The 20,310-nt window shown below is 56.7% G+C and carries 15 protein-coding genes and 5 tRNA genes; 2 read left to right on the top strand and 18 right to left on the bottom strand.

All coding sequences use genetic code 11. The features are described 5' to 3' along the window. Positions 1–553: 553 nt before the first annotated feature. Positions 554–1,276: a B3/B4 domain-containing protein gene (locus tag V6C07_RS06340; protein WP_333535508.1), complete on the top strand. Its 723-nt coding sequence runs from the start codon at positions 554–556 to the stop codon at positions 1,274–1,276. Positions 1,277–1,367: 91 nt separating this feature from the next. Here V6C07_RS06340 and rpoC read toward each other — a convergent pair whose 3' ends face one another. From rpoC to V6C07_RS06270, 14 genes are all read right to left on the bottom strand, one after another. Beyond that, a complete protein-coding gene (gene rpoC, locus V6C07_RS06335) occupies positions 1,368–5,537 on the bottom strand; it encodes a DNA-directed RNA polymerase subunit beta' (RefSeq protein ID WP_333535507.1) in 4,170 nt (1,389 codons plus the stop codon). 121 nt (positions 5,538–5,658) lie between these two features. Further along, complete coding sequence (rpoB, locus tag V6C07_RS06330) at positions 5,659–9,795, bottom strand: DNA-directed RNA polymerase subunit beta (protein WP_333535506.1); 4,137 nt, start codon at positions 9,793–9,795, stop codon at positions 5,659–5,661. Positions 9,796–10,256: 461 nt separating this feature from the next. Continuing rightward, on the bottom strand, positions 10,257–10,643 hold the full coding sequence (gene rplL, locus V6C07_RS06325; RefSeq protein WP_333535505.1) for a 50S ribosomal protein L7/L12: 387 nt from the start codon (positions 10,641–10,643) through the stop codon (positions 10,257–10,259). Between the two features lie 51 nt (positions 10,644–10,694). Next, the gene (rplJ, locus tag V6C07_RS06320) at positions 10,695–11,219 is read right to left on the bottom strand and encodes a 50S ribosomal protein L10 (protein ID WP_333535504.1); all 525 of its coding nucleotides are present in this window, start codon (positions 11,217–11,219) and stop codon (positions 10,695–10,697) included. A 169-nt stretch (positions 11,220–11,388) separates the two neighbouring features. Continuing rightward, positions 11,389–12,096 carry a 50S ribosomal protein L1 gene (rplA, locus tag V6C07_RS06315; RefSeq protein ID WP_333535503.1) on the bottom strand — a complete coding sequence of 236 codons (708 nt, stop codon included), beginning with the start codon at positions 12,094–12,096 and terminating at the stop codon, positions 11,389–11,391. Between the two features lie 175 nt (positions 12,097–12,271). Beyond that, positions 12,272–12,694: a 50S ribosomal protein L11 gene (gene rplK / locus V6C07_RS06310; protein ID WP_333535502.1), complete on the bottom strand. Its 423-nt coding sequence runs from the start codon at positions 12,692–12,694 to the stop codon at positions 12,272–12,274. Positions 12,695–12,867: 173 nt separating this feature from the next. Continuing rightward, positions 12,868–13,440 carry a transcription termination/antitermination protein NusG gene (gene nusG / locus V6C07_RS06305; RefSeq protein ID WP_012625254.1) on the bottom strand — a complete coding sequence of 191 codons (573 nt, stop codon included), beginning with the start codon at positions 13,438–13,440 and terminating at the stop codon, positions 12,868–12,870. 8 nt (positions 13,441–13,448) lie between these two features. Then, a complete protein-coding gene (secE, locus tag V6C07_RS06300) occupies positions 13,449–13,688 on the bottom strand; it encodes a preprotein translocase subunit SecE (protein WP_012625253.1) in 240 nt (79 codons plus the stop codon). A 22-nt stretch (positions 13,689–13,710) separates the two neighbouring features. After that, positions 13,711–13,787, bottom strand: a tRNA-Trp gene (locus V6C07_RS06295). 42 nt (positions 13,788–13,829) lie between these two features. Next, entirely contained in the window at positions 13,830–13,979 is a 150-nt protein-coding gene (gene rpmG, locus V6C07_RS06290) for a 50S ribosomal protein L33 (protein ID WP_012625252.1), read from the bottom strand. 4 nt (positions 13,980–13,983) lie between these two features. Then, positions 13,984–15,177 carry an elongation factor Tu gene (gene tuf, locus V6C07_RS06285; RefSeq protein WP_333535501.1) on the bottom strand — a complete coding sequence of 398 codons (1,194 nt, stop codon included), beginning with the start codon at positions 15,175–15,177 and terminating at the stop codon, positions 13,984–13,986. 212 nt (positions 15,178–15,389) lie between these two features. After that, a tRNA-Gly gene (locus tag V6C07_RS06280) sits at positions 15,390–15,465 on the bottom strand. 101 nt (positions 15,466–15,566) lie between these two features. Beyond that, positions 15,567–15,652: transfer RNA gene (locus V6C07_RS06275), tRNA-Tyr, on the bottom strand. Positions 15,653–15,702: 50 nt separating this feature from the next. Further along, positions 15,703–15,778, bottom strand: a tRNA-Thr gene (locus V6C07_RS06270). 162 nt (positions 15,779–15,940) lie between these two features. Here V6C07_RS06270 and V6C07_RS06265 point away from each other — a divergent pair. Further along, positions 15,941–16,147: a hypothetical protein gene (locus V6C07_RS06265; RefSeq protein WP_333535500.1), complete on the top strand. Its 207-nt coding sequence runs from the start codon at positions 15,941–15,943 to the stop codon at positions 16,145–16,147. 295 nt (positions 16,148–16,442) lie between these two features. On the opposite strand, the gene clpX is transcribed toward V6C07_RS06265, so the two are convergent. The 4 genes from clpX to V6C07_RS06245 form a co-directional block, all read right to left on the bottom strand. Beyond that, a complete protein-coding gene (gene clpX / locus V6C07_RS06260; protein WP_333535499.1) occupies positions 16,443–17,735 on the bottom strand; it encodes an ATP-dependent Clp protease ATP-binding subunit ClpX in 1,293 nt (430 codons plus the stop codon). A gap of 2 nt (positions 17,736–17,737) precedes the next feature. Next, positions 17,738–18,346, bottom strand: coding sequence for an ATP-dependent Clp protease proteolytic subunit (locus V6C07_RS06255; protein ID WP_012624324.1), 609 nt, complete (start codon positions 18,344–18,346; stop codon positions 17,738–17,740). Between the two features lie 91 nt (positions 18,347–18,437). Continuing rightward, entirely contained in the window at positions 18,438–19,799 is a 1,362-nt protein-coding gene (gene tig, locus V6C07_RS06250; protein WP_333535498.1) for a trigger factor, read from the bottom strand. A gap of 28 nt (positions 19,800–19,827) precedes the next feature. After that, positions 19,828–19,911: transfer RNA gene (locus V6C07_RS06245), tRNA-Leu, on the bottom strand. Positions 19,912–20,310 lie beyond the last annotated feature (399 nt).

Below are 20,310 nucleotides of genomic sequence, written 5' to 3'. Positions count from 1 at the left end.
TGAAGGCACTGTCTGCGCCGTAATAACCACCGATGGGCGTGTGCTGGCGCAGGCCCGCGCGGGTACGGCAGCCAAGGGAGCCCTGCAGCTCTTTATATCCCGGCGCGACCATGCGCAGGATGCGTCCGACAGCAATCATGACAAAACATCTTTCGCCGTGCGGCCCGGCTGCCTTGTCTGCCTGCGTCCTCCGTGTACGCAGTCTCCTCCGGCCCCCACAAGCTGAGCCAACCGGCGTTGCGCGGCATGCACATACGCGCCATATGTGCATGCCGCATTTTTTATGGCGCTTGGGCGGAAGAGGGGGGATTGTACTGCCAGCGCCAGAAGGCTGCCGGAGTTCTATAATGTTGAAACTGCGCTGATGCCTGTGTGAACTGATGTTCTCTGTGCGGGGGCAAGTGCAGTTTTTTCAAATTGTGAAGTGTTATACTGAGCATTTGAAAATGTCAGAGCATTTTAACTTTGAAAAAGCTTAAATGCTTTGGAGGCCGTCCAGAATTGACAGGCTGAAAAATGCGTATAGATTGTCGCAGAGACCACGAGCCTGTGAATGAAGCCCCTGCGCTGTTTTGTGAAATTTTCAAAAAGCGATGAACACCTCATGTCATTTCCCAATGTAACCATTGATGCATCAATAAAAGCTGTATGGCCTGAAGCAGCGCTGGGTTGCCTGTATTACGCTGTCAGCGTGGCATCTGAAAATTCCGCTCTGCTTGAATACTATGCGAATAATGTGGAAGCACAGTTAACACGGCAGCTTGCCACGACGGAGCTTGCGGATATGCCCAATATTCGCGAGGGAAGGTCTGCCTACAAGGCTTTTGGCGCAAACCCCGGCAGATACCGCATTTCGTCAGAAGCGTTGTATCGCAGGCTGCGACAGGGCAAGGCGCTTTATACGGTCAATGCGCTGGTAGATACCAATAACGTGATTTCTCTGGAAACAGGTTTCTCACTCGGCTCGTATGATATGGCCCGTATTGAAAATGACATTGTCTTTAGGCCGGGCATTGCAGGAGAGTCTTACGAAGGTATAGGCAAGTCAATAATACCGTTGGAAAATATTCCTCTTCTGGCTGACCGCTCCGGGCCATTTGGCTGCCCCACCAGTGATTCCACACGGGCCATGATCACTCTGGAAAGCCAGCAGGTTCTGACCGTTTTGTATTCATTTTCCGGCAATGCCGCTCTGGACGCAGCTTTGTCAATGGCTGAGCGTCACCTCACCCGTTTTTGTTTAGTTACAGACATGCAGGTTTTCAAAGCTGGTTAACCTTGCGCAGAAAAGTACCCGGCTTATTGCCGACAACAAGAGGCGCGGGATAATCCCGCGCCTCTTGTGTTGTTGTATTTCCGCAAATGCCCTAGCTGTTCAGATCAACCAGAATGGGGTTTTCTTCAAGCTCTTCAAGGAATTTGTCAGGGCGTTCCTTCTGGTCGGGGACCATGATCTCGCCGTTGACATATTCGCGGTAGCCCGTACCGGCAGGAATGAGGCGACCCACGATGACGTTTTCCTTGAGGCCGCGCAGGTAGTCCATCTTGCCCTTAAGGGAAGCCTCAGTGAGCACCTTGGTGGTTTCCTGGAAGGAAGCCGCCGAGATGAAGGAGGACGTGGTAAGCGAAGCCTGGGTGATGCCGAGCACCAGCGGTTCCGCCGTGGCGGGTTCGCGACCCTCGGCAACAGCTTTCTGGTTTTCCTGCTTGAATTCGCCCTTGTCCACCTGTTCGCCCACCAGGAAGCTGGTGCCGCCGGAATCCAGAATGGTCACCTTTTTGAGCATCTGGCGCACGATGACTTCAATGTGCTTGTCGTCAATGCCCACGCCCTGGAAGCGGTAGACTTCCTGAATTTCGTCCACCAGATAGCGGGCCAGGTATTTTTCGCCCTTGGTGCGCAGGATGTCGTGCAGCTCGGGGTAGCCTTCGGTCAGCGGGTCTCCGGCTTCCACAAAGTCGCCGTCTGCGGCGGTAATGTGTTTGCCCTTGGGAACCAGATATTCCTTGGCTTCGCCAATTTCCGGCGTGACCACCAGCTTGCGTTTGCCCTTGGATTCGCCCGCATAGGTGACCGTGCCCGATATTTCGGAAACCACGGCCATGTCTTTGGGCTTGCGCACTTCAAAAAGCTCGGCCACGCGGGGCAGACCGCCCACGATGTCCTTGGTTTTTGCCGTTTCGCGGGGCTTACGGGCGATGATATCACCGGCCTGGATGTGCTCGCCGTCCTTGACCATGATGATGGAGCCGACGGGCAGGCTGTAGATGGCCGCCGCACCGCCATGACTGCGCTTTTTGACGTTGCCGTTGTCATCGCAGATGGAGATGGCCGGGCGGAAGTTGGTGGTGCGGTATTCCATGATTGTCAGGCTGGCCTGACGGGTGATGTCGTCCACCTTTTCCTGCACGGTCTTGCCGTCAATGATGTCGGTAAAGCGCAGGGTACCTTCTTCTTCGCACACAAAGGGTTCGTTGAAGGGGTCCCATTCGGCCATGACCGTACCCTTGACCACCTCCTGTCCATCATGCACCAGCAGGCGTGCGCCGTTGGGCAGAATGTACTTTTCGCGTTCGCGGCCCTGGGCGTCCACGATGGTCAGCTGACCGCTCTTGCCCAGCACCAGGTGTATGCCGTCCTTGTTGGTAACGGCCTTGACCCGGCTCAGGATGACGCGACCCGCGTTGAGGGCTTCAAACTTGTTCTTTTCAATGGTGCTGGATGCCGTACCACCGATGTGGAAGGTACGCATGGTCAGCTGTGTGCCGGGTTCGCCGATGGACTGGGCCGCGATGATGCCCACGGTCTCGCCCGTATTGACCAGATGGCCGCGGCCAAGGTCACGTCCATAGCACAGGGCGCAGATGCCGCGTTCGGCCTGGCAGGTGAGGGGCGAGCGCACGGTAACGGAAGAGATGCCCTTGTCGCTGATGAGTTCAGCCTCTTTCTCCGAAATAATGGTGTTTTCGGGCAAGAGGATTTTTTCAGGAGCATCGGGATCATACACGGGATAGAGCAGAACGCGGCCAATGATGCGTTCAGACAGGGGCGTTTTGACATCGCCGCCATCCTTGAGGTGGGTCAGCTCAATGCCGTCCACCGTGCCGCAGTCAAGCTCGGACACAATGACGTCCTGCACCACGTCCACCAGACGACGGGTAAGGTAACCGGAGTTGGCCGTCTTGAGGGCCGTGTCCGCCAGACCTTTACGTGCGCCGTGTGTGGAGGTGAAGTACTGCAGCACCGACAGCCCCTCGCGGAAGGAGGAGGTGATGGGCGTTTCAATAATTTCACCCGAAGGCTTGGCCATAAGACCGCGCATGCCCGCAAGCTGGCGCATCTGGTCCTGGTTGCCTCGCGCACCGGAGTTGGACATCATGAAGATGGGGTTGAAGCTCTGGTTTTTCTCCTGCTTGCCGGTCTTGGGATCAGTGAGCACATCGTAGGATATTTCCTTGATCATTTCCGTGGAAACATCCTGAGTGGCCTTTGTCCACACGTCCACCACCTTGTTGTACTTTTCGGTACGGGTGATGATACCGTCGCGGTACTGGTGTTCGATGTCGTCCACTTCAGCCTGGGACGTGGCAAGAATGTCCTTCTTGCGGTCGGGAATGGTCAGGTCCTTGACGCCGATGGTCACACCGGCGCGGGTGGCGAACTCGTAGCCCATGTCCTTGAGCTTGTCGCAAAGAATGACCGTGGCCTTGATGCCGCACTGGCCGTAGGCCGCGCCCACAAGGCGGGCGATATTCTTCTTGGTCAGCACGCAGTTGACGTAGTCAAAGGGCAGCTTTTCCGGAAGAATGTCGCTTACAAGCACTCGCCCGGGCGTGGTGTCATACGTGTGGCCGTCGGGCATGCGCACCTTGACCCGCGCGTGCAGCGAAACCATGCCGCCGTCATAGGCGCTTTCCACTTCCCACGGGGCGCAGAAGCTCATGCCTTCGCCCTTTTCAAAGCTGCGTTCCACCGTCATATAGTAGAGGCCAAGCACGATATCCTGCGAAGGCACGATGACCGGGCCGCCGTTGGCGGGCGAAAGAATGTTGTTGGTGCTCATCATGAGCACGCGGCATTCGATCTGCGCCTCCACAGACAGGGGAATATGCACGGCCATCTGGTCACCGTCAAAGTCCGCGTTGTATGCGGAGCAGACCAGCGGGTGCAGGCGGATGGCCTTGCCTTCCACCAGAAGGGGCTCAAAGGCCTGGATGCCGAGGCGGTGCAGGGTAGGCGCGCGGTTGAGAAGAATGGGGTACTCGCGCACCACTTCAGACAGGATGTCCCAGACAACCAGTTCTTCGCGCTCCACCATTTTCTTGGCGCTTTTGATGGTGGAGGCATGACCGCGTTTTTCCAGCTCCGAGTAGATGAAGGGCTTGAACAGCTCAAGCGCCATCTTCTTGGGCAGGCCGCACTGGTGCAGCTTGAGGTAAGGACCCACGGTAATGACCGAACGTCCGGAATAGTCCACGCGCTTGCCCAGCAGGTTTTGGCGGAATCGGCCCTGCTTGCCCTTGATCATGTCAGAAAGAGACTTGAGAGGGCGGCCGTTAGTTCCCGCAATGGCGCGGCCGCGACGGCCGTTGTCAAAGAGGGCGTCCACAGCTTCCTGCAGCATGCGCTTTTCGTTGCGGATGATGATCTCCGGCGCGCCAAGTTCCATCAGCCGCTTCAAACGGTTGTTGCGGTTGATGACGCGGCGGTACAGGTCGTTGAGGTCGGAGGTGGCGAAACGCCCGCCGTCCAGGGGCACGAGCGGACGCAACTCCGGCGGGATGACGGGAATCACTTCCATGATCATCCATTCGGGCTTGTTGTCCGACTCAAGAAAAGCCTCAACGATCTTGAGACGCTTGGTGAGTTTTTTCTTTTTGGTCTGGCTTTTGGTGGCTTCGCCTTCTTCGCGCAGTTCGGTACGCAGCTTTTCAAGCTCCAGCTCTTCCAGCAGGCTGCGCACGGCTTCAGCGCCCATGCCAACGGTCAGCACTTCGTCGCTGCCGTAGTGGTCCAGAATCTGCAAATACTGGTCTTCGGAAATGACCTGACGCTTCTGCAGATTGGTCTGGCCCGGATCAAGCACGATGTAAGAGTCGAAGTACAGCACCTTTTCCAGATCGGCCATGGTCATGTCCAGCAGGGTGCCGATCTTGGAAGGCAGGGTCTTCAGAAACCAGATGTGGGCAACGGGCGCGGCCAGTTCAATGTGGCCCATACGCTCGCGACGCACCTTGGAAGCAATGACCTCAACACCGCATTTTTCGCAGACAATGCCGCGGTGCTTCATGCGCTTGTATTTGCCGCAGTTGCACTCATAGTCCTTCACAGGGCCGAAGATCTTGGCGCAGAAAAGGCCGTCGCGCTCGGGCTTGAAGGTACGGTAGTTGATGGTTTCCGGCTTTTTAACCTCGCCGTAAGACCATTCACGAATGGCTTCAGGAGAGGCGATGGAAATCTGGATGGCTTTCAGATTGCGGATGTTGGTCACGTTGGCCGACGTGCCGCGAGCGGTGAAAAGATCGTCCAGGCTCATATATAATACCTTGCTTTGGTAAAAGCTCGTTGGAATCGTTAGCTATGCTGTCGTCAGCCGTGAGCGGGCATGCCGCTGACGGCTGACGCAACGCTTGTCCGTGCCCGCCGAATGGGGCGGTTTAAGCCTCGTCCTCGCGTTCTCTCATGTAGCCCGTACGCTTGGGCTTTTTCTTGCCTTCTTCCTGGTGCAGGGTCACGTTGAGCCCAAGGCTCATGAGTTCCTTGACCAGAACGTTGAAGGACTCGGGCAGACCCGCTTCAAGGAAGTTGTCGCCCTTGACTATTTTTTCGTACATTTTCACGCGCCCGGTCACGTCGTCGGACTTGACCGTGAGGAATTCCTGCAGCAGGTAGGCGGCGCCGTAGGCTTCCAGCGCCCACACTTCCATTTCACCCAGGCGCTGGCCGCCGAACTGGGCCTTGCCGCCCAGGGGCTGCTGCGTCACCAGGGAGTAGGGACCAGTGGAGCGTGCGTGGATTTTTTCGTCCACCAGATGGTGCAGTTTGAGCATGTACATGACGCCCGTGGTCACGCGGTTTTTGAAGGCTTCGCCCGTGCGGCCGTCGTAAAGGGTTGTCTTGCCGTCGTTGGCAAGGCCGGCCCTTTCCATCCAGCTCCATATTTCTTCTTCGGTGGCGCCGTCAAAAACAGGTGTTTTGGTCACGATGCCGTTGCGCAGCTTGCTCACGGAAGCCTTGAACTCGTCTTCATCCATCTCGTCCACCAGGGCGTTGATGTCGTCAGAGCTGAAAATGCTCTTTACTTCATCACGCAGCACCTGCATGGCCGCGCCGGAATCCAGCAGTTCTGCCAACTGGCGGCCCAGTTCCTTGGCTCCCCACCCGAGGTGGGTTTCCATGATCTGGCCGATGTTCATACGCGAAGGCACGCCCAGGGGGTTGAGCACAATGTCCACGGGGCGGCCGTCGGCGAAGAAGGGCATGTCTTCTTCCGGCAGAATGCAGGAAACAACGCCCTTGTTACCGTGGCGGCCAGCCATTTTGTCGCCCACAGAAAGCTTACGCTTGATGGCGATGTGCACCTTGACCATCTTGATGACGCCGGGGGGCAGATCATCGCCTTCGGTGACCTTTTCACGCTTGGAATCGTAGATAGCGTGCAGGTAGTCGACCTGCTGGTCGTAAGGCTTGAGGATGTCGGCCACGACATCGTTGACTTCCTTGCTCTTGAAAAGACCGGAAAGCTTTTTCACCGGCAGGCCGGCCAGTATTTCTTCAGTCAGGGCCGCGCCGGCTTCCACCAGCACTTCACCCTTCTTTTTACCAGGCAGGGAAGAAGCCACCTGTTTGCCCACCACGTGCGGGGCCAGCAGGGCGCGGGTGCGATCCGTAAGGGCGCGCAGGTGGTCGGCCTCTTTCTGGTCGAGCACCGCAGTGTCATGCCCCTCAATGGCCAGGGTGCGGTCGTCTTTTTCGCCGGAGCGGCGGTTAAAGACCTTGACGTCAATAATTGTGCCTTCCACTCCCGGGGGAACCTTGAGGGACGTGTTTTTCACATCCCTGGCCTTTTCACCGAAGATGGCCCGCAGGAGCTTTTCTTCGGGAGTAAGCTGGGTTTCGCCCTTGGGCGTGATTTTGCCCACCAGGATGTCGTCGGGCTTGACTGCCGCGCCGATACGGATAATACCGCTTTCATCAAGGTTACGCAGCATGTCTTCGCTGACGTTGGGAATATCGCGGGTGATTTCTTCGGGTCCCAGCTTGGTATCGCGGGCCACAACCTCGAATTCCTCGATGTGGATGGACGTGAAAACGTCTTCCTTCACCGTGCGTTCGGAGATGAGGATGGAGTCTTCATAGTTGTAGCCGCACCAGGGCATGAAGGCCACCACCAGGTTCTTGCCAAGAGCCAGTTCGCCGTCGTCAATGCCCGGGCCGTCAGCCAGGATCTGGCCTTTTTTGATTATCTGGCCGGGATAGCAGCTGGGCTTCTGACCAAAGCAGGAGTTCTGGTTGGACTTGTGGTACTTGAGCAGGTCATAGGCGCGCACGCCGCCCTGTTTTTTGTACACATCGCCCTCGTAGGCCACCACGATGCGATCCGCATCCACGTATTCGATCTTGCCGTCGGCGGGAGCAACGATGCACGCGCCGGAGTCGCGGGCCACGTCCACTTCCATGCCGGTTCCCACAAGGGGCTTTTCGGAACGAAGCAGGGGGACGGCCTGACGCTGCATGTTGGAACCCATGAGCGCGCGGTTGGCGTCGTCGTGCTCCAGAAAGGGAATGAGCGCCGCCGAAATGGAAACCATCTGGCTGGGCGAAATGTCCATAAGGGTCACTTCGTCGCGATGGCGCATTTCCACTTCACCCTTGACACGCACGGTGACGAATTCGTCCACCAGGTTGCCCTGTTCGTCCAGCAGCGCGTTGGCCTGTGCCACCACCTGATCCCCTTCGCGGGAGGCGTCAAGGTGAACCACGTCGTCAGTGACCCGGCCTTCGCGCACCACATGGTAGGGCGTTTCAATAAAGCCGTAGTCATTGACCTTGGCAAAGGTGGTCAAAGAAACGATAAGGCCGATGTTGGGACCTTCGGGCGTTTCAATGGGGCAGATGCGGCCGTAGTGCGAGGTGTGCACGTCGCGTACTTCAAAGCCCGCGCGTTCACGGGTCAGACCGCCGGGACCCAGGGCCGAGAGGCGGCGCTTGTGCGTCACTTCGGAAAGGGAGTTGGTCTGGTCCATAAACTGCGACAGCTGCGAAGTGCCGAAGAATTCCTTCAGCACGGCGGCCACAGGCTTGGGATTGATAAGGTCGTGGGGCATGAGCGTGGAGATTTCCTGCAGGCTCATGCGCTCCTTGATGGCGCGTTCCATACGAACCAGGCCGATGCGGTACTGGTTTTCCACCAGTTCGCCCACAAGGCGCACGCGACGGTTGCCCAGATGGTCAATATCGTCGGCGGGGCCGTGGCTGTCCTTGAGATTGACCAGTACCTTGATGGCCGTGAGAATATCGTTGTCCGTCAGGGTGCGCAGATCGGAAGGCTCGTCCAGGCTGAGGCGCTGGTTGAGCTTGTACCGGCCCACGGGCGACAGGTCGTAATAGTCGGGATTGCGGAACAGGTTGTCGAAGAAGCTGGCCGCAATTTCCGCTGTGGGCGGCGACGAAGGACGCAGACGACGGTAGATCTCCTCCTGCGCCTTCAGCTGATCCGGAATGCGGTCCAGCATGAGGGTGTCGCGGATGGAGGAAGACGTGTCATTACCCTTGGTGTGCAGCACGTTGACGCGGTCAATGCCCGCATCGCGCATGCGATCAAGCAGCCCGGGGGTAATCTCGTCCGCAGCTTCGGCCAGCAGTTCGCCGGTCTTGGGATCTGCCACGTCGGCGGCCAGAAACATACCGTCCAGCGTGTCGGGGCGCATTTCAATGGCTTCAATACCCGCTTCGCAGATAAGACGCCAGCTACGCTTGGTTATGGGCTTGCCCGCCTTGACGATGACATTGCCTTCGCTGTCGACGATGTCGGCATAGGCGTTGTCCTTGCGGTACAGTTCCTTGCGCACTTCCCAGAAGATGGTGTTGCGTTCTTCCAGACGGTAGGTTTCCTGTGTATAGAAGTAGTCAAGGATCTGTTCCTTGCTCATGCCCATCGCCTTGAACAGGATGGTGGCGGGCATTTTGCGGCGGCGGTCAATGCGGACGTAGAGAATGTCCTTGTGGTCAAAGTCAAAGTCCAGCCAGGAGCCACGCATGGGAATGACGCGGCACGAGTACAGCACTTTACGGCTGGTATGCGTCTTGCCGCCATCATGCTCGAAAATGATGCCGGGCGAACGCTGGAGCTGGTTGACGATGACACGTTCTGTGCCGTTTATGATAAAGGTGCCTTTTTCGGTCATGAGGGGCAGGGTTCCAAAATAGATGTCCTGCTCCTTGATGTCACGAATAGTCCGGTTGCCCGAGGCTTCATCTGCATCATACACCACAAGGCGCACTTTAATGCGCATGGGGGCTTCGTACGTCAGGCCTTTGGAAATGCATTCGGCCTGGTCGTATTTGGGCTCGCCTATTTCATAGCTGACAAATTCCAGACTGGCGGTTTTGTTAAAGTCTTCAATAGGAAAGACCGTATGAAAAACGCCCTCAAGTCCTTCGTCAGGGCGGCGTTCGGCTTCTGGAACGCCTTCCTGAAGAAACTTTTCATATGAGTCTATCTGCAGATTCAGCAGATGGGGGATGGGGAGGGAGATCTTGATCTTGCCGAACTGTTTGGTGAGCTGGCCCATGGGTACCTCAAGATAGGTAGCGGTTGCGCCCCGGCGGAGCGACAAAGAAGTATCTGCCGAAGCCGGCGGGCAAAAAACTTGCTGTCACTGCACCCTGAAAGCGTAAGACACGGCGGGAGGCAATTGCTTACTGTGCGGGGTAAGGCGAAAAAAACCCATCCCTGTCTGGGTAAACAGGGCTTGGGCTCGGGTATCTACCTTAAAAATATGTACTTATCCAGTAAGTTATATTAAACAGAAAATGGCCTCCTGTGCCGTTCATGAAAGAGGATACATAATAAGAAATTTACATTTTGGCAAGCTTTTTCTGAAGAAAATTTTCCGCTTGCCAAATATAAACAAAAAATACGCAGTTGGCAAAAAGAAAATACGCCTGCAAAAACAAAAAATCAGCAACAAATTGTGACCAATAAAAAAAGCGGGGCCAGAAGGCCCCGCTAAAAAGCGCGTAAAAAACGTGCTTACTTCACTTCGACAACAGCGCCGGCTTCGGTCAGCTGCTTCTTGGCGTCTTCGGCTTCTTCCTTGGACACGGCTTCCTTCAGGGTGGAGGGGCAGCCGTCAACCTTTTCCTTGGCTTCTTTGAGGCCCAGGCTGGTCAGAGCGCGCACAACCTTGATGACGCCGATCTTGTTGGCGCCGGCTTCCTTCAGGATGACGTCGAACTCGGTCTTTTCTTCAGCGGCTTCAGCAGCGCCACCGGCGGCCGGGGCGGCCACCATCATGGCGGCGGCGGGGGCAGCGGCGGACACGCCGAACTTTTCTTCCAGTTCCTTGATGAACTCGGAAAGTTCAAGAACGGTCATATTGGAGATAAATTCAACAACTTCTTCTTTGGTAACGGCCATGATAGTCTCCTGATCTTTGGCTTAAAGTCGGATGATTGCGGTGATGCACAACTAGGCGGCGTTGGACTTCTGCTCTTCGATACCCTTGAGGGCATAGAGCAGGCCACGCAGCACGTTGGCAAACAGCGACACAAAATTGGTGGGCACGGCGTTCATTGTGCCGAGCAGATGGCCGAGAAGCTGTTCCCTGCCGGGCAGCTTGGCCAGCGCGTCAATCTGGGCGGCTTCAAGAGCCTTGCCGTCCAGGCTGGCGCAGCGCAATTCGAAAAGCTTGCTCTGCTTAGCAAAATCACTCAACGCCTTGGCCACCGCCACAGGGTCATCGAACCCAAAGGCCACGCCGATGTTTTCACGGAATTTGTCCTTGATAACGTCGTGCGTGCCGTCGGTCAGAGCTATACGAGCCAGCGTGTTTTTAACGACGAGATACTCGCCGCCAGCCGTGCGAAGGCTGCCACGCAGGTTCGTCAGCTCTTCCACCGTCATACCCTTGAAGTCCGTCAGCACAGCAAAAGAAGCCCTGTCGGCCTTGGCCTTGATGGCTTCGATAACTGCGGCTTTTTCAGACCTTTTCACGTGATACCTCTCACGTTCGGGGTTGCCAGGTGGAATGCCGAGCCAAAGTAGAAGCGTCTGGGCAGGGCGATTAAGGGCTAAAAAACCCGCCTGCCGTCTTCGACTCGTATTCCTGTTCCTTAGACATTTTGATGGCGGCCTGTAGCCAGGCCGCCATCAAACTTGAAGGCTAGCCTTCAAGAAATTTTTTTACCTGGGTCATGTCCACCTTGAAACCGGGACCCATAGTGGTGGAAACCGCCATGGAAATCAGGTAGGCGCCTTTGGCCGAAGAGGGCTTGAGGCGGTTCACGGTATCAAGCAGAGCCTTGAGGTTGCCGAGGATTTTTTCGGGACCAAAAGAAACCTTGCCAAGGGGAGCATGGAGCACGCCGGCCTTGTCGACCTTGAAGTCAACGCGCCCGGCCTTGAGTTCGGTCACGGCCTTGGCTACGTCAAAGGTAACGGAGCCGGTCTTGGCGTTGGGCATAAGGCCGCGGGGGCCAAGCAGACGACCGATCTGGCCCACAAGAGCCATAACGTCGGGAGTGGCAACAGCAGCGTCGAAGTTGAGGTTGCCGGCTTTGACTTCGGCCACCAGATCTTCCGCACCCACGACATCCGCACCGGCTTCGCGGGCTTCAGCCTGCTTTTCGCCCTTACAGAAAACGGCCACGCGCACGGTCTTGCCAAGCCCGTTGGGCAGGGTAACGGCGCCGCGTACCATCTGGTCGGAATATTTGGGGTCAACACCGAGACGAATAGCCACGTCAACGGTTTCGTCAAATTTGGCAAAGGCCGCGCCCAGCGACTTGCCTACAGCGTCTTCTACGCTGAAGCGCTCCTGAAGGTCTGTGCCTTCGAGAGCATTGCGAAATTTTTTGCCATGTTTGGGCATGAGATAATCCTTGTCGTTTTGCATCTCCTGCCGGTCTTCTGCTTGAGAGAAGGCGGCAGTACAATTGATTTCAACGATGGCGTTGCAGTCGGTTCGCTTGAGCCGACGGGCTGCGCCCAAAGGCCGTTAAAGCTGCAAGGTGCGGTGGGCGAACCCTCCGCGTTGCGGCGCGGCCTTATTTTACGTCAATGCCCATGCTGCGAGCCGTACCCGCAATGGACTTAATGGCAGATTCCAGGCTGGCGGCGTTGAGATCGGGCAGCTTGAGCTTTGCGATTTCTTCCACCTGGGCCAGGGTCAGGCTGCCAACCTTGTTACGGTTGGGTTCGCCGGAGCCTTTTTCGATCTTGGCGGCCTTCATGATCAGCACCGAGGCCGGGGGCGTCTTGGTGATGAAGGTGAAGGAACGGTCGGCGTAGACCGTGATGACCACAGGAATGATCATGCCTTTCTGGTCCTGGGTACGGGCATTGAACTCTTTGCAGAAGCCCATGATATTCAGGCCATGCTGACCCAGGGCGGGACCTACCGGCGGGGAGGGGTTGGCCGCGCCCGCAGGAATCTGCAATTTGATTTTGGCAACTTCTTTTTTGGCCATTTGCTTTGTCCTTCATCAATGCTCGCGCAGATCGGCCGTGGCCGCCGCGCGGGGGCAAGTCATTAAGCAAGGTTAGGTGGCACTTTATGCGGCGTGCTGTTCAAGGGTGCTGCAACCCGCCGTGCGGACCGGGAAAGTGTCCCTTCCGCAAAAACCCTTCTGAAACGAAGGGGCTAGCCTTTGGAAACCTGCGCAAAGTCCAGTTCCACCGGCGTTTGACGCCCGAAAATGGAAACGGAGACGCGCAGCTTCCCCTTGTCGTAGTTAACGTCTTCCACCACGCCGTTAAAGCCTCCAAAAGGCCCTTCAATGACGCGCACCTCGTCACCCCTGTCAAAGTTGAACTTGGGTCTCGGGGTTTCCTGGCGTGTTTCCATCAGTGACAGAATGCGTTCAGCCTCTCCATCACGCATGGGGGTGGGACGGTTTTTGCCGCCCACAAAACCTGTAACCTTGGGTATGGACTGCACCAGATGCCAGGACAGGTCGGTCATGACCATGCGCACCATCACATAACCGGGGTAGAACTTGCGCGTGGATGTGCGCTGTTGTCCGCCCTTGGTCGGTTCAATGACCTTTTCGGTAGGAACCACTACTTCTTCAATCAGACCTTGTTCCTGCCCGGTGCGGCGCAACTCGTTAATGGTTTTCTGCACACGCTGCTCGAAACCTGAGTACGTGTGCACAATGTACCAGCGAGCTTTTTTCGACAGCTCGGAAGTTTCGTCGATAACAGGATCTTTCATATGGGCCTTCAGGACAGTATGGTCTTGATCAGGGATGACAGACCAAGGTCAACCAGCCCCAAGATGACGGCCATCACGGCTACAAAGCCCAACACGGCCAAGGTGGCTTTACGTGTTTCTTTTACCGTGGGCCACGTCACTTTGCGCAACTCGGCCTTGGCGTCTTCTACATAGCGCGCAAAGCGCACAAAGACGTTGGGGGCTTTATCGGCCTTGAGGTCGGCAGCTTGAGCTTGTTTTTTTGCCATGGTGTTGTCCGGAGATAAAAAATGGCAGGGCAGGAGGGATTCGAACCCCCAACATGCGGTTTTGGAGACCGCCGCTCTAGCCGTTAGAGCTACTGCCCTGCGTGCCGTCCGGGGGGCTTAACGCCCCCCGGCGGAATTATGTTACCTGGTTTCGCGATGCACCGTGTGCTTCTTGTCCCAGGGGCAATACTTTTTCATTTCCAGCCGACCGGTAGTATTTTTCTTGTTCTTCCGGGTGCTGTAGTTGCGGCGTTTGCACTCAGTGCAAGCCAGAAGGATGTTGACTCTCATAAAACTACTCGTTGATTTCGGTCACCACGCCCGAGCCAACGGTGCGTCCGCCTTCGCGGATGGCGAAGCGCAGGCCGGCTTCCATGGCGATGGGAGCGATGAGTTCAACAATAAACTGCGAGTTGTCGCCAGGCATAACCATTTCCACACCTTCGGGCAGGCTGATGACGCCGGTGATGTCCGTGGTACGGAAGTAGAACTGGGGACGATACCCGGTGAAGAACGGGGTATGACGACCGCCTTCTTCCTTGGAGAGCACGTACACTTCAGCCTTGAACTTCTTGTGGGGCGTGATGCTCTTGGGAGCGGCAAGAACCTGGCCGCGTTCCACGTCGTCACGCTTGGTGCCGCGCAGCAGGGCGCCGATGTTGTCGCCGGCTTCACCCTGGTCGAGCAGCTTGCGGAACATTTCAACGCCGGTGCAGGTGGTCTTGACGGTGGGCTTGATGCCCACGATTTCCACTTCTTCGCCGACCTTGATGACGCCGCGTTCCACACGACCGGTCACAACGGTGCCGCGGCCGGAGATGGAGAACACGTCTTCAATGGGCATCAGGAAGGGCTTGTCAATGTCACGCACAGGCTCAGGAATGAAGGAGTCGCAAGCGTCCAGAAGTTCAAGAATGCACTTGGCTTCAGGGGCGTTGGCGTCTTCGGATTCCAGGGCCTTCAGGGCGGAACCGCGGATCACGGGTACATCGTCGCCGGGGAAGTCGTAGGAAGAAAGCAGTTCGCGCACTTCCAGTTCCACCAGTTCAAGCAGCTCTTCGTCGTCCACGAGGTCGCACTTGTTCAGGAACACCACCAGTTGGGGCACGCCGACCTGACGGGCAAGCAGGATGTGCTCGCGGGTCTGGGGCATGGGACCGTCGGTAGCCGCCACCACCAGGATGCCGCCGTCCATCTGGGCAGCGCCGGTGATCATGTTCTTGATGTAGTCGGCGTGACCGGGGCAGTCCACGTGAGCGTAGTGACGCTTGTCAGTTTCGTACTCAACGTGCGAGGTGGCAATGGTGATGCCGCGTTCTTTTTCTTCGGGGGCCTTGTCGATTTCGTCATACGAAATGAACTTGCCGCCGCTCTTCAAGTTGGCAACTTTGGTGATGGCCGCGGTCAAAGTGGTTTTGCCGTGGTCGATGTGGCCGATGGTGCCGATGTTTACATGGGGCTTTTTGCGTTCAAATTTTTCCTTGCCCATTGTACGTCTCCCTGGAGAAAATAATGTTTGCGTTTTACCTGCGTTACAAAAAAGTGCTTCAAGCCTTGCGTGTGTAACGCCTGCTCCTCGCGTAACGGCTGCGGCAGTGGGAAAAAAACCGTTGGGCGGCCCGCTGTCCGCATTCAGTCCCTGGACACCAGGGAACGTGCATTGGCGGACGGGTTGACTGAGGGGGAGGAATTCAGCAGGAATGGAGCGGGAAACGGGATTCGAACCCGCAACCCTCAGCTTGGAAGGCTGATGCTCTAGCCGTTGAGCTATTCCCGCACGCTACCGTAGTTCCCCGACAGGCACCCTGTCTCCTACAGCCAAGGCAGTTTTTTGTAACCAGCCACCAACCGTCCAAAAAATGGAAGACGGAAAAGTGGTGGTGGAGGGGGGTGGATTTGAACCACCGAAGTCTTACGACGACAGATTTACAGTCTGTTCCCTTTGGCCACTCGGGAACCCCTCCACTCTTGCCGCAAAGGTCGGGCAAGTGTCCGTCCTTTGTTCAGCGTAATATGGAGCTGGCGATGGGACTCGAACCCGCAACCTGCTGATTACAAATCAGCTGCTCTGCCAGTTGAGCTACGCCAGCGGCAAGAGTGCTATTTAGCCACTTCCGTCCCGCTTGGCAAGTAAAAAATGCATTTTCATGCAATTTTTTTAAAAATCTCGCTTATTCGCCGTTTTTTCGGGCTTGCGCCCAGGCTTCGATTCCAAGAAAAACACTTTTCCAGCGCTGTAGGGGCAGAGTTCTTTGAAAAAAGTCAAACCACTGCCCCGACCGTGGGCGCCTTCAAGCAAAACCGGCGCGGCTGCAAAAGCCCCCGTGCCGGTCCCAATGCTGCGCACGTGTCATGATGGCTTACTTCTTGTTTATTTCAAACCATTTTTTGCCGTCTTTGACGATATAGCCCTTTGGGGAAAGCTTCTTGCCCTTGAGGCCAGAGCAATTTCACTTTGAAATTGCTCTGGCGGCTGCGCGAGCAGACGCCCGCCGCGAAGGCGTAAGCGCAGCTTCAGCCGTTACGACAAAGGAAGTTACGGATGCTTCAAGAGTTGTAACGCGGGAAATTACGCTTGCAGACACCATGTGTAACGAGCGGTTTGTTTCCACACAACCACTGTCGCCATTCGTAAGGCTCGCAGGCTCGCCAACGACTGCCGCGAAGACAGCAGAGCTATTTACTTGCGCGGTTAAGCAGCGAAACGAGCGTGGCTTAAACTTTGAGAATGTACATTCTCAAAGTTAATCTGCTCTAGGATGCCCGATCGCCGCCAGCCTGCTTTTTTTCTTTCACAAGGCTTTCGTCCGCTTCACCGAACAGGAGCACAGGCTCCTTGCCCTTCTCGATCACGGCCCGGTTAATGAGGCATTCGCGCACATTGGGCATGGAGGGCAGCCGGAACATGATATCCAGCATGGTGCGCTCCATCACGTTGCGCAGGCCGCGCGCGCCGGTCTTGCGCTCAATGGCCTTGGCCGCAATGGCCTTGAGGGAATTGGGCGTAAAGCGCAGGGCCACGTTCTCAAGGCTGAACAGCTTCTGGTACTGACGCACCAGAGCGTTTTTCGGTTCCGTGAGAATGCGCACCAGATCGGCTTCGTCCAGCTCATCCACATGGGTGATGATGGGAATACGGCCCACAAATTCGGGGATAAGGCCAAACCTGACCAGATCCTGAGGATGTATCCTGTCCAGCAGTTCGCCCAGGGGCATTTCCTTGCTGGCACGGACCTTGGCCCCAAAACCCATTGCTCCGCCGCTCATGCGCGATTCCACAATCTTGTCCAGGCCCACAAAGGCGCCGCCCACGATAAACAGGATATTCCGCGTATCCATGCGGATGAATTCCTGCTGCGGGTGCTTGCGCCCGCCCTTGGGAGGAATATTGGCCTCGGTTCCTTCAATGATTTTCAGCAGGGCCTGCTGCACACCTTCGCCGGACACGTCGCGCGTAATGGAGGGGCCGTCGCCCTTGCGGGAAATCTTGTCGATTTCGTCCACATAGATGATGCCCTTGCTGGCGGCTTCAAGGTCGTAATCGGCGTTTTGCAGCAGCTGAACCAGAATGTTTTCCACATCCTCGCCCACATAGCCCGCCTCGGTAAGGGTGGTGGCGTCTGCTATGGCAAAAGGCACGCGCAGCACGCGGGCCAAGGTTTTCGCCAGCAGCGTTTTGCCGCTGCCCGAAGGCCCCACCAGCAGAATATTGCTTTTTTCCAGTTCCACGTCGTCGCCCAGGGCATCGGCATAGAACACGCGTTTGTAGTGGTTGTGCACGGCCACAGAAAGAATTTTCTTGGCTTCGTGCTGTCCTATAACGTACTGGTCAAGCCTGTCCTTGATTTCCTGCGGCGAAAGCAGCGGCCCGGTGTCTTCGGCAACTTCCATCTGGTCGCGTACAATGATGTCATTGCATGCCTTGACGCACTTGTCGCAAATGCTCGCGCCATCCTGCACGATGAGGTTGCGCACCTCCAGTTCGCTGCGCCCGCAGAAGGAGCAGCTCAAAGGCTCGCTGACCTTGTTTTTATCGTTCTTAGCCATGATTATTCGCTCTTTTCCTGAGCCATGTCCTGGCGCGAAACCAGCACGCGGTCGATGATGCCCAGGTCTTTGGCTTCTTCAGGAGTCAAAAAGTTATCGCGTTCGGTGGCCTTGACAATATCCTTGTAAGGACGACCGGTATTTTCGGCAAGTATGCGGTTAAGGCGCTCTTTGAGGCGCAGCACCTCTTTGGCGTGGATTTCTATATCAGTGGCCTGCCCCTGATACCCGGCCGAAGGCTGGTGAATCATGATCTGGCTGTTGGGCAGGGCATAACGCAGCCCCGGCTTGCCCGCGGCCAGCAAAAAAGCGCCCATGCTGGCAGCACGCCCCATGCACACCGTGGAAACCGGCGCGGAAATGAAGCGCAGAGTGTCATAGATGGCAAGACCAGCGGTAACAGAGCCGCCGGGCGAGTTGATATAGAGAGAAATTTCCTTTTCCGGGTCCTGCGATTCAAGAAAAAGCAGTTGTGCGCAGATCAGCGAGGCCACGGTGTCGTTGACCTCGGAACCCAGCAGAACGATGCGGTCCTTGAGCAGGCGCGAATAAATATCGTAGGCGCGTTCAGAACGGCCGGTGGTTTCGATAACCATAGGTATGAGCGACATGAAAGCCTCACTGACATGGCCCCAAGGGGCGATATATGCGGCATTGCGCCGCGAAAAAAGCAAAAGGCGGCCTCTGGGCCGCCTTCCCTGATTATTGCTTGCTTTCCTGAGCGCTGGCGGATGCGCCCGGCGCGGCATCGGCCTCTGCTCCGGTTTCGGGAGCCTTCGGCTCCACTTCCTTGACATTGGCCTTGGCGTAAATGAGGTCCATGGCCTTGTCAGCCAGCATGCGGTCGCGCAGCACAAAGATCATGCCCGAACGCTCATACTGCTCGCGCAGGGACTTGAAGTCTTCGCCGGTGCGCATGGCAAGCTGGTAAATCTGCGTGGTGACTTCGTGGTCGGTAACGTCCAGACCTTCCTTTTTGGCAACAGAAAGCAGAAGCACCTGGGCGCGGGCCAGTTCGTCAGCCTGGGGCTGCATGTCCTTGCGCAGTTCCTCCATGCTTTTGCCGAGGCTTTCAAGGCTGCGGCCCTGACGTTCCAGGCGACCGGCCATGTCGGCCAGCAGCGTGTTCATCTGGGTTTCCACCAGGCTCGGAGGCAGCTCGAATGCAGCCATCTTGAGCAGGCCGTCCAGCAGGTTCTTCTGGGCCGCGCTCCTGTTCAGGCCGGTGCGGCTTTCAGTGTAGCTCTTGGTGATGGCTTCTTTCAGCTTTTCCACGCTTTCAAGACCAAGGCTCTTTGCCAGCTCATCATCAAGCTCGGGCAGCTTGCGTTCCTTGATGGCGTGCACCTTGACCTTCATGGTCACGGTCTTGCCGGCCAGGTCCTTGGCAATGAAGTCTTCGGGGAAGTGAATTTCGCCCTCGCCTTCTTCACCGTAAGCAATGGTCTTGACCAGAGCCTCAAAGTCTTCCAGAGCCTGACGCTCGCCCAGGGCCAGGTCAAAAGATTCAGCCTTGACGCCTTCCACAGGCTCGCCGTTTTCAAAGGCGGCAAAGTCAACGGTGGCTATCTGGCCGTCCACGGCCGGGCCTTTGCCTTCAACGGGTACAAGCTGGGCGCGGTCGCGCAGGATGCGGTCAAGCACTTCCTGCACTTCTTTTTCGTCCACCACAACTTTTTCCTGCTCCACATCCATGCCTTCGTAGGGGGGCAGTTCAAACGTGGGCAGCACTTCAAATTCGATGGTGTAGGCAAAGCCCTTACCGCGCTCGAAAGCATCGGGCGTGTCCACATCAAGACCGGCCAGCGGCATGACGTCGAGCTTCTGCATCACGTCATTGATGTGTACGTTGATGAGGTCCTGACGGGCTTCTTCATAAATCTTGTCGCGGAAGCGCTGCTCGATGACCGAGGCCGGAACCTTGCCCTTGCGGAAACCGTCAACCTGTACGGAAGTCTTGTACAGGGCGATCGTGCCCATGATGGAAGCTTCCACTTCCTGGGGATCCGTGGTGATGACGACTTTTTTTCTGACCGGCGAAATGTCTTCAGCGCTATATTCCACGAGGGACTCCTTTTCTGGGTGGGCGTGATGGTGCGAGAGGGGGGACTTGAACCCCCATACCTACGGTGCTGGATTCTAAGTCCAGTGCGTCTACCAATTCCGCCACTCTCGCAAAGCGTGTTTCCATAGCACACTTGCTCTCGCCCCGCAAGCGGCGACCGGCCATACCTGTTGTAAAAACCGGGTGGCAGCGCATGTGGAAACCATGACGGAGACGCAACTTTCTTAAGATAATGCTTCCGGGCCTCATGGCAAGCCGGAGGCATGAAAAAACAGCAACAAAACCCTGGGGGGCTCCTCTTGCGGCAACCTCAGGGAGCGCAAAAAAGTGCAGCTTCCGGCATCAGGGCAACGGCGCAAAATCAGGGTGCAGATATCTGCTGTCCGAAAAATCAGCGCAATACCAGCGCCCTGCCGTCCGGCCGAGGCTCGGCAACTTCGCCCACAAGGCAGGCAAGGTCACCGCCAGCGCGCAGCAGGGTGCAGGCTTCTTCCACCTGATCGGGCGGCA

The organism is Desulfovibrio sp. 1214_IL3152, from assembly GCF_036763055.1.
GTDB lineage: Bacteria > Desulfobacterota > Desulfovibrionia > Desulfovibrionales > Desulfovibrionaceae > Desulfovibrio.
The sequence above is the reverse complement of the archived record's forward strand: the minus strand, read 5'-3'. Positions and strand labels throughout refer to the sequence as shown.

Excerpts from the sequence above, each read along its gene's own strand:
- rplL (WP_333535505.1), bottom strand. The coding sequence starts at position 10,643 with ATGGCCGTTACCAAAGAAGAAGTTGTTGAATTTATCTCCAATATGACC.
- nusG (WP_012625254.1), bottom strand. The coding sequence starts at position 13,440 with ATGAAAGATCCTGTTATCGACGAAACTTCCGAGCTGTCGAAAAAAGCT.
- clpX (WP_333535499.1), bottom strand. The coding sequence starts at position 17,735 with ATGGCTAAGAACGATAAAAACAAGGTCAGCGAGCCTTTGAGCTGCTCC.
- rpoC (WP_333535507.1), bottom strand. The coding sequence starts at position 5,537 with ATGAGCCTGGACGATCTTTTCACCGCTCGCGGCACGTCGGCCAACGTG.
- V6C07_RS06255 (WP_012624324.1), bottom strand. The coding sequence starts at position 18,346 with ATGTCGCTCATACCTATGGTTATCGAAACCACCGGCCGTTCTGAACGC.
- rpoB (WP_333535506.1), bottom strand. The coding sequence starts at position 9,795 with ATGGGCCAGCTCACCAAACAGTTCGGCAAGATCAAGATCTCCCTCCCC.
- rplA (WP_333535503.1), bottom strand. The coding sequence starts at position 12,096 with ATGCCCAAACATGGCAAAAAATTTCGCAATGCTCTCGAAGGCACAGAC.
- rpmG (WP_012625252.1), bottom strand. The coding sequence starts at position 13,979 with ATGAGAGTCAACATCCTTCTGGCTTGCACTGAGTGCAAACGCCGCAAC.
- secE (WP_012625253.1), bottom strand. The coding sequence starts at position 13,688 with ATGGCAAAAAAACAAGCTCAAGCTGCCGACCTCAAGGCCGATAAAGCC.
- tuf (WP_333535501.1), bottom strand. The coding sequence starts at position 15,177 with ATGGGCAAGGAAAAATTTGAACGCAAAAAGCCCCATGTAAACATCGGC.
- V6C07_RS06340 (WP_333535508.1), top strand. The coding sequence starts at position 554 with ATGAAGCCCCTGCGCTGTTTTGTGAAATTTTCAAAAAGCGATGAACAC.
- rplK (WP_333535502.1), bottom strand. The coding sequence starts at position 12,694 with ATGGCCAAAAAAGAAGTTGCCAAAATCAAATTGCAGATTCCTGCGGGC.